Source organism: Mesorhizobium sp. C416B, from assembly GCF_030323165.1.
Taxonomy (GTDB): domain Bacteria; phylum Pseudomonadota; class Alphaproteobacteria; order Rhizobiales; family Rhizobiaceae; genus Mesorhizobium.
Genome location: NZ_CP100471.1, coordinates 2,606,508 through 2,622,420, shown reverse-complemented (window position 1 = coordinate 2,622,420; position 15,913 = coordinate 2,606,508). Strand labels below are relative to the sequence as shown.

The window sequence follows — 15,913 nt, the reverse complement described above, 5'->3', positions numbered from 1 at the left end:
GCAAGGAGGAGTACCTCATTCTCAATGATCGCAACTCGACGAGCGAGATCTGTGGCGAATTTAACGCGTCCTCGGCTTCGGATAGTGTCAAGCCTGGTGCCGGTATGCGCTATCCGCTTCCACGGGCCGACAGTCATAGCAAAACCTTCGTGTTCCCGGTAGCGACAGGGACCGGCGCTAACGGTCTTGCGCTTGGCGCCGTGACGACCATCATATGGCACGATTTTCTGTCATGAACGCGCGCATATCGTGACGACGGAAGGCGGCGCCCCGAATTCTACAGCGCGGTGCTCGAATGACATTGCATCGGGGCGCACACAACGAGGTCCCACGGCGAATCTGGAAAAGGCATTGCGAGAGGATGGGATTTGCAATGTTCATCACATGGCAGCAAATGCGGCCAGCCTCACCCAGGCGACCGAGGCCAGTGTTATCTATTCAAAGGAAGAACTTACAGAGTGCTACATGTCCGCGCAACTTCTGAGTTTTTTCGAAAATGATTTCTGGCGTTTCAAAGGATCCAAGCGAACTGGAACAACTCTCGCATTGAAGCGGCCTAGAAGTGATGCAAGCGCGTTGTCTTCCCCCATCCCATGCAAATGAACGAGGTTTTTGTGATCCTGCCGCCGCGGCTTTCCCGAGCCCCTGCGGGAGTAGGGCATGCATCTGTGGCGGGGGGAGCTGGGGGGCGATGGTGACGAATTTCAGGATGTCGTACTGCGACAGTGCCGAAGATATCGAACTCTTGGATTTGCCGCGAGGGCGCGCTTCAGAAAATGTCGGCCAAGAAACGCCCGCTCCCGCTCAGCCTGGTTCGGATTAGCAAAAAGTCCAAATACCCCATTGCCTCAGCTCAGGAAGTAAGAAGATGCTTGATTTCGACATGATAGCCAAGGCTGCCCGCACCCTAAAAGGCGTGACGCGTGTCACGCCTTTGTTGGAGTCTGAACTCCTCAACAAACGATTCGGTTTCCGCCTCCTCGTCAAAGCTGAATGCCTTCAGCGCACTGGCTCCTTCAAGATCCGTGGGGCCTATGTAAAGATTGCTTCTTTGACCGAGGCAGAGCGAGCAGCCGGCGTCGTCGCCTTTTCATCCGGCAACCACGCCCAAGGCGTCGCTGCGGCCGCTTCGGAGCTTGGTGTCACGTCCACCATTGTGATGCCAGATGGTGCTCCTGCGGTGAAGCTGCGCAACACTGCCGAATACGGCGCTAAGGTCATCACCTATGATCGGGTCACCGGTGATAGAGCCAAGATCGCCCGCGATGTGGCGGCGGAAACGGGAGCAGTGCTTATCCCTCCCTATGACGACTACGTCTTGATGTCAGGACAAGGCACGATCGGGCTCGAAATTGCTAATCAGTTGGCGCAACGAAATACGACGGCAGATTCCCTTGTATGCCCGGCGGGTGGGGGTGGTTTGATTGCTGGCATCGCAACTGCGATGTGGGAATTAGCTCCTCAAACTCTTGTCTACTCCGCCGAACCTGAAAACTTCGACGATACCAAGCGATCGCTCATCGCTGGCGAGCGGATCGGAAATGAACCTGGTCACAACTCAATCTGCGATTCGATCGTAACGCAAATCCCAGGAGAGAAGACGTTCCCGATCAACAAGAAGCTCTTGGCTGAAGGGTTCTCCGTGTCTGAGGCGGACGTGATCTCTGCCATGCAAGCACTCGCAAACGACTTAAAAATTGTCACTGAGCCTGGGGGCGCTGCTGCTGTTGCAGCAGTTCTGCGTGATCGCGAGAGATGGAAGGGAAAGACTGTCGTGGCGGTAGTTTCCGGCGGGAATGTCGACCTCGATACCTTTTGCGAGATTCTGAAACCTCGCGCTTGATGCCAAGTGAGGCAGAGACTCTCGCGAGCTGAACCCTGATGAACCGCTGATCTGGATTCCTGTTGACCCTATCCGCCCATAATGAGCGGACGATGTCCTACAACCTTTCGAAGGTAAGCAATGACCACGTATGTCCTCACCGCAACTTATCAGTCGACAAGAGGTATCGTAGTAGCCCTCTCCGGTTTCTTGTGCGAGCTTGTACGAGATGGGTGCAATATCATCGACAGCTAGCAGTTGATGACCTGAGTACCCTTGGTCCTGGAGGCGTCGGTCCCATGAAGATCGCCATGCTTATGGCAAATACGATCACCGCATCCTATCGATCAGTGGGGCGAGAATTCGAACTTAACGGATTGTAGCACATCAAAGCTGATGGAGAGAGATCAAAGATGGGAGCGGAAGCCACGGGTGGGTCGTCTGGCGGGCGAACCATTGTGCCACATGGAAACTACGTTCTTGCTAAACGCCATCGTGACTTGGTGTTTACGGCGGGCATGACCCCGCGGAAAAATGGTATTCTAACTCACACTGGCACCTTCACCAATGACTTTGATCTGGAAGGCTGCAAAGAGACAGTAGAGCTCGCCGCATCAAATGCGCTAGCGGTAGCGCGGAGGCTGCTAACCGATAAAGAGAGGATCGACAGCATACTGTCTATGACGGTTTTCGTGTCAGCGAGCGGCGATTTCAATCAGCACTCGCGCATCGCCGACCACGCTTCAAACTACTTTTTCCAGGAGCTTGGTGAAAAAGGGATTGGCGCTCGAGCAGCAGTTGGAGTGGCGTCTCTGCCTGGCGCCGCTGTCGTTGAAATCCAGATAATCGCAACCGTGGCGGAAGACTAGCAATATATGGCATCGAAACGTGGATGAAAAGACCGCCGGGTTCCGTTGCAAAGTTTTGTCTGGTCAGAGAATTTGCCAGAGTGGTGACAACCTTATGCGGCAGCGAGGATTTCGAACTGCTCTGCGAGAGACGGGTTCGGATTGAAGGCATACCGCGCCTGTCGTTTGCGCATCATGTGGACCATCTCGATGCCCGACAGGGTGGCGGCGGCGGTGTGCGTCGATTTGAAACCGAGCATCGGCCGCACCCGGCGCTTGATGCGCCGATGATCCTGCTCGATGCGGTTATTGAGGTATTGGCTTTGGCGGATGCGGGTCGGCTTTGACCGGCGCCGGGAGCAATCCTGCAATCGACTTGTGGCATCGCAGGAAACAATGTCTTCCCGGTTGGTCTGACTGCCGTCGATGACGATGCTACGATGCGATCGGGACGGCCCTCTAATTTGATCGCCACTGGATGACAGGCCTCCGCGTGGCAAGGGCTTTCTGACATTGATGACAGGTCGGTCGGGTGCAGGCATGTATTCGGCCTTTGAGTGCGGCCTATTCATGCCGCTGGCCCTGATGAAGTCCGCGGATCGGATCCCAGACAGGTCAACGCGCTTTTTGAGCGGCACCCACTGAGCGGGTTTGTCCGATCCCGGTTCGACCGTTCACCATCACACCATCAGCACCTCACCGATCTCTGCGTATCCCTTGCGACTACGTCACGCTGCCGGCGAAGTTGCGAAGCGCTTGCCCGTAGTTATCAGCGCCCAGACGATCCGCGCCGTCTTGTTCGCAAGAGCAACGGCGACGACATTATAGGGCTTCTTCGTCAGAAGCTCGGCAGCCCAGCGGGTAGGCGCTGTTTTGCCCTTGCGGCTGAATCTGAGGACGGCATGTGCGCCAACGACAAGCAGTCGGGGTATAGGGATCGCCCTGCTTGCTGATCCGGCCGAGCCTATCCTTTCCTCCAGACGAGTTCTGTCCAAGCCAAGCCGCGAGTTGCCGGCCGGATTTGAACAGGGAGGCGTCTGTCACGGTTGCAACGATCGCGCTGGCGGTGATTGTACCGATGCCGGGGATCGTTTCCAGTGGCCGGCTCAGTTCATTCGAGCGTTGCCAGGCGTGAATCTGATGATCGAGCTCACGGACCTTCTCGTGCGCTGCCCGTAGCTGCTCGACCAAGGGAACAAGCGCATCTCGGGCAAGCGGCGGGATAAGCGCGCTATTCTCGTCTTCGGCGAGCCCGATCAGGATCCCGACGCCGGCATTTGCCGGTCACGGGGCGCTTGCGTCGGTTAAAGCGTTCTATCAGCAGCGGCGCGAAATGAACGACCCAGCGATGGATCGTTGAATGATCGATACTAATGCCACGCTCCGCCAATCATTGCTCGAAGATCACGTAGGCTTAGCCCGTAGGCCAGATACCAGCGATGCAAAGCAAGATCACGGATTGGTCGAAATGGCGCCTTTGAACATCTCAACTCTCCGGGGAACACCGGAGCCCAATGCCATGCGCCTGGTTACCAAAAACCTTGCAACACATCCTTGATTTGCGTACACCTCGTCGACGTGTGCCGCGTCGTCGCCCCAGTTTACGCACGTCTCAAACTACTGCAACTCTCGCGCACGTCCGGCGCCATTCCCGTTTTCCTGTGACGTGGCGTTGCGCAGCATCACTTCTGCGACACTGAAGGTGTACTTCCCTTGCCGCGAGATCAGCCGAGCGTCGATGTTGGGAAAGATAAAGAACGGCAGCGAAATCCTGTCGGTCGAACCGTTGTGTACGACCCGATGCGGCGTACTTTTGAATCGGTCGTCGCTCAAGGCCTGAAGCATGTCGCCCAAATTGACTACTAGACTGTCGGGCAGGCTCGGCGCCGGCGTCCAGCGCCCTTTGAACCACACCTGCAAGGAGCGCGTAGGGAGTTCCTCCTGCAGGAGTAGCGTGAAGAAGCCAGTGTCGGTATGCTTGCCGGCCACGCCGCCGCTAGCTGGATACCGGATCACCCGTTGCAGGACTGTTGGCGGGCTGAAATGGCGTTGGAACCAGCCCTGTTCCATATCGAGCAGGTCGGCAAGCGCGTTCCCAAGCTGCGGGACAACCCCGTTAAGCACAGTAGCCTGCAAAGCAAGCAGGCTTCGCGCGAAACCAGGAGCCAGGGCGTCATCCGGGAAGCGCGTGAGTCCGCCATATGGACGCCGGTCGTATTCGTCCTCGACTCCGAAGTCGAACAGTTCCTTTGGATCGGGGCCGGTGTCGGGATGTAGCACCTCGCCGTGAAACGGACTGTATCCACGGGCGGTAGCGGGGTACACGTCTTGGGCAGCTTGACCATAGCGTTCCTTGACCGACTGTGGCAATTTGAAGAACCGCCGGGAAGCGTCGATCGCTTCTGCGATCTGTTCCTTCGGGATTCCGTGCTCGATAAGGTAAAAGAACCCGTACTCCTCGCAGGTTGCGCGTAAGTGCTGTTGCTCTTCACGTCGCGTTGCATCGGCTGACAGTTTCGCCAGTGATATTTGCGGTAGCGTGGTCATAGTCACTCCTCTTTCGTGCTTTGCCCCTGTGGGGCTTCTGAAAAACGTTGTAGTGCACATTGTTGATCGCAATGTATCTTCCGTCGTCCAGACAGTGTGCTCACATAGGAACGGCCGTATGTTGCAGGCGGCTCATCTCGTCATCCAAGAACGTGGCGTCTGATAGCTGTTACGGGCACAGTTCGCCCTGATGTGTTTGGAGAGCGACTGAAATGCGAGTCTGTCGGACCTATCGCCCATCTCTTTCGTGCTCGCGGTTGGTTGAATTAGAAGTGGGGTATCACTTCCCAAGTAAGGTTATGCTCACGGTTGTATATCCGTTCTTATCTGTCCTTGCATGGCAACATATATTGTATTACTTGTGGATTCAAGGCTATAAAAATTAAGAATTGATCAATAATTATTGCAAAAGTGTTTGGACTTTTATTCCGAGATTTCACAGAAACGTCACAATTGCTTGAGCGTAACCCGTCTTATGCGCGACAGTGTGGTTGAGAGGCTGGCGGATGTAGCTTAAGCGGTTGATTTAGCGTAAGTTCGGTTGCTTAGGCATCCCTTCCACGAGATCTCGCGAGATCCTATGGGGGAGGTGGATAGCGACGGCGCTATGGCAAAGTGAGGTCGCTGAAACATCTCGCTCTGGAGGCCGAACGTGCCCGTCGCAGGTCGTCAACCCGAAGCGCCGACCGCCATCCGCACCGATCTTGGCGCAATTTTCGTCTCATTGGAATTGTCCCGCTCGAAATGGCTCGTCACGTCGCTCTCGCCGGGCGGTGGCGAGAGGATGTTCGAAGCACATGGTGGCGGTTGGCGATGTCGCCGGGCTGCTGGCGCGCTTTGCCGAGCTCAAGCGGAAGTCTGAGCTCCGGACCGGGCGATGCTTTCCGCTGGTCGTCATCCAGGAAGCCGGGCTCGACGGCTTCTGGATCCACCGGGTGCTGGAAGCCGAGGGGATCGAAAGTCACATCATCGACCCGGCCTCGATCGCCACCTCGCGCCGCCGGCGGCGCGCCAAGACCGACAGGATCGACGGCGAGGCGCTTGGTGCGCGCACTGCTCACCTTATAAAAGGGGTGAGCCGCGGGTTTGCGCGGTGCCCCGGGTTCCCACGCCGGAGGAAGAGGACCGGCGGCGTCTGGCGCCCAGCGTAAGGCCTTGACGCATGAGCGCACGCGCCACGTCAGCGGCTGCGAACGACGCTCGTTCAGCTTACCTGGCTGTGGGTACGCCATCAACCGCGCTCGGCCCTCACCTCGTGGTTCAAGGAGCGGGTGAAGCAGAACAACGGGCGGCTGAAGAAGACGCTGATTGTGGCTCTTGGCCGCAAGCTGGTCGTGGCGCTGTGGAAATAAGTCAATGCGGGAGTCGTCATCGAGGGGGGCGGTTATGACGGCCGCCTGATACGCCACTCCCACCGAATGCTGCCATCTTCCAGGAGCTGATCAGTCCTGGCGGATCCAGGTGGACGAACCGAGCCTCTGATTGGCCTCAAATGCCGTGAGTCAGAATGGTCTCGTCATTCTGAGCTCTTGTTCGCCGCAAGCGGGATGTTGGTGCAGCTGTTGTCAACAGCGACCCTATATAAGTTGGATCTGGCTGGGGGACCGAGCCGCGTCATGCCATCTGGGCTCAGACCATGGAGGGCCGTCAACAGCGCAGGAACAACCTCCGCTCCTCGCGCGGGGGGCTGGATCACCACGCTTCGTCTCCGACCGGCAAGCTTGCCGCAGTGCTCGCGCCCGTTAAGGGCACGTCGCTGCGCGATGGCCCTACGGCCACCCCTGACCGCCGCTGCGCGCGCGGCAAGCACAACCATGGGCCGGGGACGCAGGGATGGGGCGCCGCGGTCGAACATAGGGATATCCCCGCTCACCATCGCCCTATTACTGAATCTGACAGAAACAACCCAACCTCAGACAACCGCCCGAACCATCCTATTGACAATCCTCATACAAGCCATACCCGCCGTGACCGACGATACGTTGCCGCCGTTGTGTTTTCCAGCCGTCGGACGCAAGAAGATCACAGCTGCGTTTGATGGCGGACGCATCACATCGGTTGGCGGCACGTCGCCAGCGCTGCCGAAATAGACCAGAAGCCCCTCAGCGCTATGCCGAGCGCGACGGGTGCCGTCAGGAAAACGGTAGCGACCACGCGACTTCTGATAGAACGTTGGACAGGATCTGCAGCAGCGTCATCGCCCACACGACGCTCTGTAATAACGGCCATCGTCGGCGCCGAGATCGCCCCGGCGATCGCGGTCGCCGTCAGCGCCTGTCCAGCCGCACCATCGGTGACACCGAGATCATGCGCGAGCGGCGTCAGCACGCCGCCGGCAAAAACTCTGCCGTCACCAACCCGAAGGTGCCCAAGGCAAGCGCAAATACCGCACCCCATGCTGGACAAGGCCGTAATCGGGCTTTTCTGGGTCGTGGCGAACACCGTCCATGAGGCCTGTCGCGGATTCGGTCATGAATAAGCTCTCCGGGTTGGATGCGCTACAACATGAGGTGGCTGCGTTGACCCGCATTAAACTCAGAAGGGGCCGCCTTCCCGGCGGCGTTGCACGGAAGAGGGGTGTTCATCGCTTCGCGACACGTCGTGACGGTGAGGCGTGCAACATCGATGCCGATTTCCTTGAGCCGGACGAGGATGCCATCGTCCGAAAGCATGTCATCGAGCGATTCTACGGCGACCATCGTCTCGAATCAGCCATGCGCAAACAGATACCGAGCGCGACGGGAGGGACGATGTCGCGATGTTCGGCGGGAACGAGCGCGGACTGCTAAGGCCGTTTGGCATGGGAAAATTGGGGATTTCGGCGGAGGCTGGTTTGTGATTCAAGCTGTGGATGTGGACGAACAGAGCCGTGGCCGGATGGCCAAGATCGCCAGACGACCAAGCGCTCCCCGTCCGATCTGACGGATGAAGAGTGGAAACGGATCGCTCCGCTGATGCCCAAGCCTGAGCGTCGCGCGAGGCCGATTTCTGGTGATCAAGTGATCAACGCGGGTTGCGGCTGGCGGATGCTGCCGATCCATTTCGGCGCCTGGCAGGCGGTCTACCGCTGGTTTCGCGATTTGGCGCGGCGCTTTCCGAGGGCGATGCCCTGAATGGCCGTGGGGAACGATTGGCGAGGCGATCTCATCGAGAGTCCCGAACCTGCCTGTCAAACATGCGGCGGCCAGGGCGCCGACGCGAAGAGAAGCGAGCGACCTGCGGGACGGCCCAGAAAAGAGTGCAGGAGCATCTTACCAAAACGACCGCAATCAGAGAGGCCTCTTAGTTTAGGAGCTTGTAAGGAGCTTCGCGCTCACCATGGCTCCGTTTGACCTCTCTTTTGCGTCTTGATCAGCTCCAACTATGAGAGCAAGCGTGCCATGGCATTTCATTTGAAGGCACCGGATCGACCACCTTTTTCCAGACCCTTTCGGCTGAGCAGGAGCACACTGATGCAGAGACCGAGCACCCCGCGCAACCGCTGAGCCGCCTCATACCAAGCAAGCGCGCTGCCGCCATTGCTGCTCCCGCTCTTTGGAGGAAGTCTTTGAGATCTTCCGACTTCTTGAGCAAGCGCGCACCGCTCCGGACGCGGTGAGATCGCGCTCATCGCTCATCCGCAAATCTCCCTGTGTCCGAAGCCGAACAAGAATGTCGAAAGCAGACGAAAAAGGGCCGCCAAGGCCGGGGCTCCGGTGCGGGCAAGTGGTGCAACGCAGACGATGCGCCAATCGGCACGCAACTTGCTCCGACAATTTTGTCAGGGTGGACGCGTCGGCAGCGCTTGATGGAGCTCAGCGCTCATTGACCGATTGTACGGCGCCTGAGACGGCACGACCACCTTGCTGGCAGTCGAGACAGCCGTGCGATCCCAATCGAGCGCAAGACGGACGTTCAGGAGAAACCAATGGCGATTAACCCCGTTCCAGATTATGTCCCGCCCGAAATGGTGAGGGACTTCAGCCTGTTTACGTCACCAGGGATGTCACCGACGCCCAACGGGGATCCACACGCAGCTGTCGCTTGCGCCCATAACGGGCCTCCGATCTTTTATTCCCGCTACAACACGCAAGATGGCCGGGGTACCTGGGTCATCACCCGTGCCGCGGACCAGCGCAAGGTGCTGCAGGACGCTGAGACTTTTTCCAGCCATCGCAGCATCTTCTCCTCCATACTGGGTGAAAACTGGCCGACGATCCCACTTGAGCTCGATCCACCGGCCCATGGCGTCTTTCGCTCACTGCTCACTCCGCTGCTTTCGCCAAAGCGGGTGAGGGTGTTGGAGCCGGCTGTCCGCGAGCAAGCGATCATGCTGATCGATAGAATTGTCGCATCGGGCACAAGCTGCGACGCGATGAAGGATTTTGCCTTTCCTTTCGCGGTGAGCACCTTTCTGCGCTTTCTGGGGTTGCCTGATGACCGACTCGATACATTCGTCGGCTGGGGGAAAGATCTTCTCCACGGCGACGATAAGGAACGACCTGTGGCTGCCCGGACGATCGTGGCATTCATCGACGAACTTGCAGCCATGCGCCGCGACGAGGCGGTTGACGATTTCATGACCTTTATCGTGCAGGCACAGGTCGAGGGCCGCCGGCTGACGGACACCCAAGTCCGCGGCATCGGCGTGCTTGTCTTCGTCGCTGGGCTCGACACGGTCGCAGCAGCTATAGGCTTTGACTTGGCGTACCTCGCACGCAACCTCAAAGATCAGCAATTGCTGCGGAGCGAACCGGACCGCATCCCGCTCGCAACCGAAGAATTGCTGCGGGCCTATCCGCCCATTCAGTTGATCCGCGTGGCCACGAAAGATATCGACTTCGAAGGCGCGCCGATCCGGAAGGGGGACTATGTTTCCTGCGCCACGATGATTGCCAATCGTGACCCGGCGGAATTCGAATGCCCCAACACGATTGATTTGGAGCGGGAGGACAACCGCCACGCAGCGTTTGGCTATGGTCCCCACCGTTGCCTTGGCTCACACCTTGCCCGGCGCGAGATTGTCATTGGCCTGGAGGAGTGGCTGGCGCGCATCCCGGCTTTCAGGATCAAGCAGGGTACGGCGCCGATAACTTCTGGCGGCCATGTGTTCGGGATCGAAAATTTGATCCTGGACTGGTCTTAGGCCCGCCCCGAGCCGGGCACAGACAATGGAGGCAGCGCCATGCGCATCATCGTCCAAAGGGCCAAATGCCAGGGCCACGCGCGATGCGCGGCGAAAGCGCCGGACATCTTCAAGGGCTACATCCTGCCCGGTGACATTGAAATCACGGCGGGGGAGTATCTGCTTGCGACACGAGGCGCGCAATCCTGCCCCGAAAGTGCGCTGGAAGTCGACTGCGAGCCCGCCGCGCAGCCTCAACCGAACCTCAGTCAAAAGAGCGTCAGGCGGGCTTGAACCAAGGTCGACCCATGTGGCCGCACGCTGGCAAGCATGGCATGCGGCCCTCTGTTTCCACCGACCTCGTCCTCCTGCACAGACGATACCCTCCCAAGGTATCCACATGACGCGCAAACGGTAGGCGGGTTCGCGAAACACCTTCTTCCAATTTCAGCATTTGCGACAGAGCCGATGGACCAGGAAAAAATTGCCGAACTACTCGACCGTGAGGCGATCCGCGACTGTCTCTGTCGGTACTGCCGCGGGGTAGACCGTGCGGATGAGGCGGCGATCCGCAGCTCGTACTGGTCCGATGCGCATGACGATCACGGGGCAGCGCTCGGTGTCTTCAAGACCGGACCGCGAAACGTCCATCAGATCACGAACATCCTGATCGAATTCATCAGCCCGGCAGAGGCCGCGGTCGAGAGCTATTTCTCGGCAATGCAACGCGGAAAGGACAAAGATGGAGAAGTACGCCAGATGCTGCGTGCGGCCGCTACTGTGATCTGTTTCAGAAGAGGGAAGGGAGTGGCGGATTGCCGAACGGACGGTGGTCTACGATTGGCTCGAGGAGCAGATCCCATCAGCTGTCCCTAAGGCAGAACGGTTCGGGTCCCGGCAGCCGATCGGCGCACCTCATCCGGATGACCCGGTCTATGCGCTTGCGAAGGATCGCATTCCTCTTGGCCAGGAAGCCTGCAGACGTTCCGAACGGGGGAGCCGGCAATGGAGACAAGGTCTATGGTGATTTTGCAATGGTACAGCGATCCCGGTGAAAGCCTGCCCGGGAAGGACGTAGCCGAGAGGATTGCTTTTCTGCTCCGCAGCGGCCTGACCGCGACAACGGTCTGCTCCGTTAAATTTGCCGCACAGGAACAGGACTGTATTGCGCGGCAGTCTCCGAGGTCCAAGCTCGGCCGGCGGATGGGTTCGCAAAAGTGGCTTGCCCTGGGTCGCATCGCCTCTCCCCGAAGGGTCCGTCGCCTGCGTCGCCCTGCCAATCGAGAGTCGGACCGCTGCGGGAACGCACGACGGATCTGGGGCAGTAACGGGCCGTCACCAGCAGGTCGCTGTATTACCGCGGCGCATCATCCCGGCCCCCAGCGTTGGCGGGCAGAGATTGCTGAGGCTCGCGGAGAAGTTCTCATGAAACAGGCTGGACGCATCGTCATCACTACAGGTGCCGCGGGCGGGATCGGACGTGCCTTGGCCGAGATCCTTGTCGGGGATGCGGACACTGTTGTTGCTGTGGACCTCCCGGGCAGCGGCGTGGTTGAACTGGCCCGTGGCCTCGGCCACCCTCATCTCGGCCTCGAATGCGACGTCTCGCGAGAGGGGGAAGTCCGCGCGCTCTACGGCTGGGTCGAAACGCAGTTCGCACGGATCGAATTCCTCATCAACAACGCGGCTGTCGGACCGACCATGACTGCGACTGTCGACACGGGCGTCGAGGCCTTGCCGCCGCGGCCTGGTAGTAAACCTGCTTGTGCCGTTCATCATGGCCCGCGAAGCGGCGAGACGCATGGGGCCGGCCGGCGCAATCGTCAACATCGCTTCGATGGCGGGCCTGGTAGCAATCCCAAGCGAAACGCCCACGCCGCCTCCAAAGCGGGCCTGATACCGTTAACGAAATCGCTGGCTTGCGAGTGGGCTTCGCGCGGCATTGGGGTTACGGCGGTTGCGCCGGGCTGTATGTGCACGTCGATGATCGCAGAACTGGAGCGGCGGGCACAATGGACCTCGCGGCGATGCGCCACTGCATACCGATCGGGCGAATGGCGCAGCCCGACGAGATCGCCCGGGCCGTGCGCTTTCTCGCCAGCGCGCAAGCGAGCTACATTACCGGGTCGGTGCTGGCGTGCGACGGCGGCTGGATGTCATTCAACCAGCCGGGGGAGGCGCAGCGCGCGGTGCACGGGAGGCCCAGACCCGAAATCTCCTGCCAGGGCGAACGCACCGATTCAGCGGCAAAGCAATCTATGCGCACGCCGAGCGCGGCCCTGACCGGCCAACTCCACCTGGAAACAAGGAAACACCATGGAATTCGCGACCTTCATCCTGGCCGCCCAGCGCGGCTATCGCCAATCGTCCGACAGCGTCATCCGCAACTCCATCGAACAGGCGGTGGTATCGGAGCAAGCCGGCTTCAACACAGCCTGGTTCGCCGAGCACCACTTCAACAATTACAGCCTCATTCCGTCGCCCTTGATGATGGTGGCACACTGCGCCGGCGTGACGAGCACCATTCGCCTCGGCACTGCCGTCTGCGTCCTGCCGCTCTATCAACCACAGCGCCTGCTGTCCGAGATCGGCTTCGCCGACGTCGTTGCAAACGGCCGTCTCGAGCTCGGCGTCGGCGTGGGATACCAGCAATTCGAGTTCGATCGCTTCGGCGTCAATATCGATGAGGCGCTAGCCGTTTTTTCGGAATACTTGGACATCCTTCTGAAGGGCCTCAACCAAAACATCTTCGAGCATGACGGCCAGTGTGAGAAGATACCCCCGACGGCGATTTCGGTGCGCACCGTCCAGAGGCCGACCCCGCCGATCTGGATGGCCGGCGGGCCGGCGCGCATGGGTCGGGCCTATCGCGAGGGGCACAATTTCTTTGTCACAGCATTCCACGACGGCCTGGGGACTTTGCGCACGCTGCGCGAATCTATCGAGAAGGCGGCGGCTTCCGAGCGCAGGAATGTCACGGATGCCAAGATATCGTTGCTGCGCTGCTGCTATGCCAGCGACGACGAGGCAGAGATCAACAGCTATCTCAACAACGCCCGCTTCCAGCGCCGGCTGTCTGAAGCACTGCATCAGCGCCGCCAGCAGAGCCAGGACGGCTATCTGCTCCAGGAAAGTCCGACGCAGCAGGATCTGTCGTTCGAGATTATGCGCGAGAACCTGCCGATCGGCAGTGTAAATCGCGTGATTGATCGCCTGCTTGAAGAGATGGACATCTTGAAACCCGACCAGATCGCAATTCAGATCCAATTGGGGGATTTCGACCAAAAGACGATACTGCGCCAGATCGAGCTCTGGGGCGACAAGATCATTCCAGCGATCAACAAGTCGCTGGGTCATGCGCAGGTTTGAACTTCGTGACGGCTTCTACTTTTTGTCTCGGCTGCATAATGGTTTAAGCAGGATAAGCGAACGGTTCAACGGCAGGGGTATCGGGCGGAACCTCAAGCTGCTTTTCGATGAAAAGCGCTTTCGTCAGTGTGACCAGGTGCAGATGGATGCCGCAATATCTCACCGCTATCGACGGCACGACTTGCATCGACTGCGGCCACTGTTTCAAAGTCTGCTCGCGCGAGGTCATCAGCCTTTTTGGCGTCGATGACGCAGGCGAAATCCTCGGGCCTGCGAAGGCGAGGACGACTTGCCGGCGAGCTCGAGGACGAGGCGGGCCCTTGCCACACCGTTCGTCAGATGCCTCGTGCGGCTGATCCGTGCTCAAGAATCCTACGGCTCGTGGGAAGGCAAATCGGACGCCACGCTGCTGGGCGACTTCTTCGTCACCAGAAAACAGCGCCGTGCGATCCCTGTCATCGACGATCCCGATCCCAATCCCGACATGCTGTGGAGGCTCGACATCTTCTATACCGCAGACATCCACCGGTTCGGCTTTGAGACGCTTGGAAACTCACTGAACCGGTACGAAACTGGTCGACGATGTCACCGTAGCCATTGAAGCCTATCCCCCTGTGGCGCCGGCGTGATGAAACCGATTTCGAAAGGATCTGTGCAAATCCAGGAGATGCAGTCCGAGCGAGGAGTGGAGCCTCGCGGTATTGTACAACACGACGACAGAAGGCCCATTGGATCGTGGAGCACGAGCTTTTTCACCCGTGGCATTTTGGGCCGGGAGCCTGGCCCATATTCATGAGGTGGTCGAGAAGAAGGCTGGTAGAGAGGTTTTCCGTTGCAGCCTCTCTGGTCGGGGATCCGATCGGTGGCTGAAGATTCTAGCCTGGATGTTTGATCGGGCGGCTAGTGCCGCCTTGCAGATTGGCGCCGCTTCCCATGTCGATATTGTTGCGCTACGCGTCTCGGCGACGCGCTGCAGGATGTAACACCCGCTTCGGGCACCCATCGCAAATGCGAGATTCGAGCGCAGCATTGGGCTCTCACGACGCGAATCGGGGAGATGTCCATGCCGCGCCAGCTCACCACGTATCAGTTCGATCTGTCCTCCGATCCGCGCGATGTCGAGACGCCGCGGACGCCGCATTGGCAGACGCTGCCCGCCGAGACGCGCCGGACGCTGACGACGCTGATGAACGCCTGATCCTCGACCACGCCGACGGCGATCAGGCCGCACCATCTGGAGCGCAAGGCGATCCTGTATGTTCGGCAATCCTCGCCCCATCAGGTCCTCCACCGGTGAAGCGCTGATGGCGATCGGGCCAGGCACGCACCTTGGGATGCTTGTGAGCGGCGTGGTTGTCGAGGATGTCATGGACGGCCTTGCCGGCCGGCACTTCGGCGTCGATGGCGTTGAGGAAGCGGATGAACTACTGATGGCGGTGGCGCTGCATGTTCTTGCCGATCACGGTGCCGTCGAGCACGTTGAGGGCGGCAAACAGTGTGGTCGTGCCGTTGCGCTTGTAGTCGTGGGCCATGGTGCCGAGCCTTCCCTTCTTCATCGGCAGGCTCGGCTGGGTGCGTTCAAGCGCCTGGATCTGACTCTTCTCGTCGACCGACAGCACGATGGCGTGAGCTGGCGGATTAGAGGCCGACGACGTCACGCAGTTTGTGCACGAACTGGAGATCGTTGGAGAGCTTGAACTGCCGCCAGCGTTCGGGCTGCAGCCCGTGCGCGTTCCAGATCCGACGTACTGCGCTGGCGCTGATGCCGGCAGCCTGCGCCATCATGTCGGCGGTCCAGTGCGTCGTCTCATCGGGGAGGGTCTGCGCGACGCAGGTCTTGGACTTGCCGGTCTACCGCATGACTTCGATCGTGGCGGCCCCGTCGGCGCTCAACCGCACGATCTCGGCGCGCCAGACATGCTTCTGCGGGCTGTTACGGTCTTTGACCAAGGCAACCAAACGCCGATAGTCGGAAGGCGAGACGGTGAGAGATGTTCGTGTGCGCATGCGCATGACTCGCACGCGCGCAGCCAAAAGGGAATCCCGAGCCGGACTCTTATGTTAGGCGGGAACCACTAGGATCGACCGGCCCGTTGCAATTTCAACCGGCGAGACCCGTCCCCGGTCCGGATGGGCCAGAAGCCCAAGCCAGATGGCGGGCAGGGGGCGCCGATCACGAGCCTAGCGTTTGGCCAAGGTCGTCATGACGTCGTTTCCATGTTG

9 protein-coding genes and 11 pseudogenes are annotated in these 15,913 nt (G+C 59.4%); 14 read left to right on the top strand and 6 right to left on the bottom strand.

What is annotated here, in order from left to right:
• Window positions 1-868: 868 nt before the first annotated feature.
• On the top strand, window positions 869-1,843 hold the full coding sequence (locus NLY43_RS12860) for a threonine ammonia-lyase (protein ID WP_023712969.1): 975 nt from the start codon (window positions 869-871) through the stop codon (window positions 1,841-1,843).
• 392 nt (window positions 1,844-2,235) lie between these two features.
• Window positions 2,236-2,691 carry a RidA family protein gene (locus NLY43_RS12845; RefSeq protein ID WP_050589770.1) on the top strand — a complete coding sequence of 152 codons (456 nt, stop codon included), beginning with the start codon at window positions 2,236-2,238 and terminating at the stop codon, window positions 2,689-2,691.
• Between the two features lie 92 nt (window positions 2,692-2,783).
• Here the strand turns inward: NLY43_RS12845 and NLY43_RS12840 are convergent.
• From NLY43_RS12840 to NLY43_RS12825, 4 genes and pseudogenes are all read right to left on the bottom strand, one after another.
• Window positions 2,784-3,104 (bottom strand): annotated as a pseudogene (locus NLY43_RS12840) (DDE-type integrase/transposase/recombinase); the annotation flags it as partial.
• Window positions 3,105-3,398: 294 nt separating this feature from the next.
• A pseudogene (locus tag NLY43_RS12835) lies at window positions 3,399-3,945 on the bottom strand (IS110 family RNA-guided transposase); the annotation flags it as partial.
• A 1-nt stretch (window position 3,946) separates the two neighbouring features.
• Window positions 3,947-4,126 (bottom strand): annotated as a pseudogene (locus NLY43_RS12830) (IS6 family transposase); the annotation flags it as partial.
• A 161-nt stretch (window positions 4,127-4,287) separates the two neighbouring features.
• Window positions 4,288-5,217, bottom strand: a complete 930-nt coding sequence (locus tag NLY43_RS12825) for an isopenicillin N synthase family dioxygenase (RefSeq protein WP_023712972.1) — start codon at window positions 5,215-5,217, stop codon at window positions 4,288-4,290.
• Between the two features lie 652 nt (window positions 5,218-5,869).
• Between NLY43_RS12825 and NLY43_RS12820 the strand changes: the two are divergent.
• Window positions 5,870-6,402, top strand: a pseudogene (locus tag NLY43_RS12820) (transposase); the annotation flags it as partial.
• A gap of 864 nt (window positions 6,403-7,266) precedes the next feature.
• Here the strand turns inward: NLY43_RS12820 and NLY43_RS12815 are convergent.
• Window positions 7,267-7,659: an MFS transporter gene (locus NLY43_RS12815; protein WP_023713573.1), complete on the bottom strand. Its 393-nt coding sequence runs from the start codon at window positions 7,657-7,659 to the stop codon at window positions 7,267-7,269.
• 29 nt (window positions 7,660-7,688) lie between these two features.
• On the opposite strand from NLY43_RS12815, the gene NLY43_RS32775 reads away from it, so the two are divergent.
• The 11 genes and pseudogenes from NLY43_RS32775 (at window position 7,689) to NLY43_RS12765 (ending at window position 14,888) form a co-directional block, all read left to right on the top strand.
• Window positions 7,689-8,006 (top strand): hypothetical protein, encoded by a 318-nt coding sequence (locus NLY43_RS32775; protein WP_502882163.1) that lies wholly within the window; start codon window positions 7,689-7,691, stop codon window positions 8,004-8,006.
• 62 nt (window positions 8,007-8,068) lie between these two features.
• Window positions 8,069-8,312 (top strand): annotated as a pseudogene (locus NLY43_RS12805) (transposase); the annotation flags it as partial.
• Between the two features lie 812 nt (window positions 8,313-9,124).
• On the top strand, window positions 9,125-10,342 hold the full coding sequence (locus tag NLY43_RS12800) for a cytochrome P450 (protein ID WP_023715660.1): 1,218 nt from the start codon (window positions 9,125-9,127) through the stop codon (window positions 10,340-10,342).
• Between the two features lie 39 nt (window positions 10,343-10,381).
• Entirely contained in the window at window positions 10,382-10,615 is a 234-nt protein-coding gene (locus NLY43_RS12795) for a ferredoxin (RefSeq protein WP_023713636.1), read from the top strand.
• A 174-nt stretch (window positions 10,616-10,789) separates the two neighbouring features.
• Window positions 10,790-11,348 (top strand): annotated as a pseudogene (locus NLY43_RS12790) (nuclear transport factor 2 family protein).
• Window positions 11,327-12,277 (top strand): annotated as a pseudogene (locus NLY43_RS32515) (SDR family NAD(P)-dependent oxidoreductase); the annotation flags it as partial. The pseudogenes NLY43_RS12790 and NLY43_RS32515, both read left to right, overlap by 22 nt.
• A gap of 56 nt (window positions 12,278-12,333) precedes the next feature.
• Window positions 12,334-12,414: pseudogene (locus tag NLY43_RS32510) on the top strand (hypothetical protein); the annotation flags it as partial.
• A 223-nt stretch (window positions 12,415-12,637) separates the two neighbouring features.
• Window positions 12,638-13,690: an LLM class flavin-dependent oxidoreductase gene (locus tag NLY43_RS12780; protein WP_023712665.1), complete on the top strand. Its 1,053-nt coding sequence runs from the start codon at window positions 12,638-12,640 to the stop codon at window positions 13,688-13,690.
• A 107-nt stretch (window positions 13,691-13,797) separates the two neighbouring features.
• Window positions 13,798-13,979 (top strand): annotated as a pseudogene (locus NLY43_RS12775) (ferredoxin family protein); the annotation flags it as partial.
• Window positions 13,980-14,319, top strand: a pseudogene (locus tag NLY43_RS12770) (DUF269 domain-containing protein).
• Between the two features lie 434 nt (window positions 14,320-14,753).
• Window positions 14,754-14,888 (top strand): hypothetical protein, encoded by a 135-nt coding sequence (locus NLY43_RS12765; protein ID WP_280800306.1) that lies wholly within the window; start codon window positions 14,754-14,756, stop codon window positions 14,886-14,888.
• A gap of 94 nt (window positions 14,889-14,982) precedes the next feature.
• Here the strand turns inward: NLY43_RS12765 and NLY43_RS12760 are convergent.
• Window positions 14,983-15,697, bottom strand: a pseudogene (locus NLY43_RS12760) (IS630 family transposase); the annotation flags it as partial.
• Window positions 15,698-15,913 lie beyond the last annotated feature (216 nt).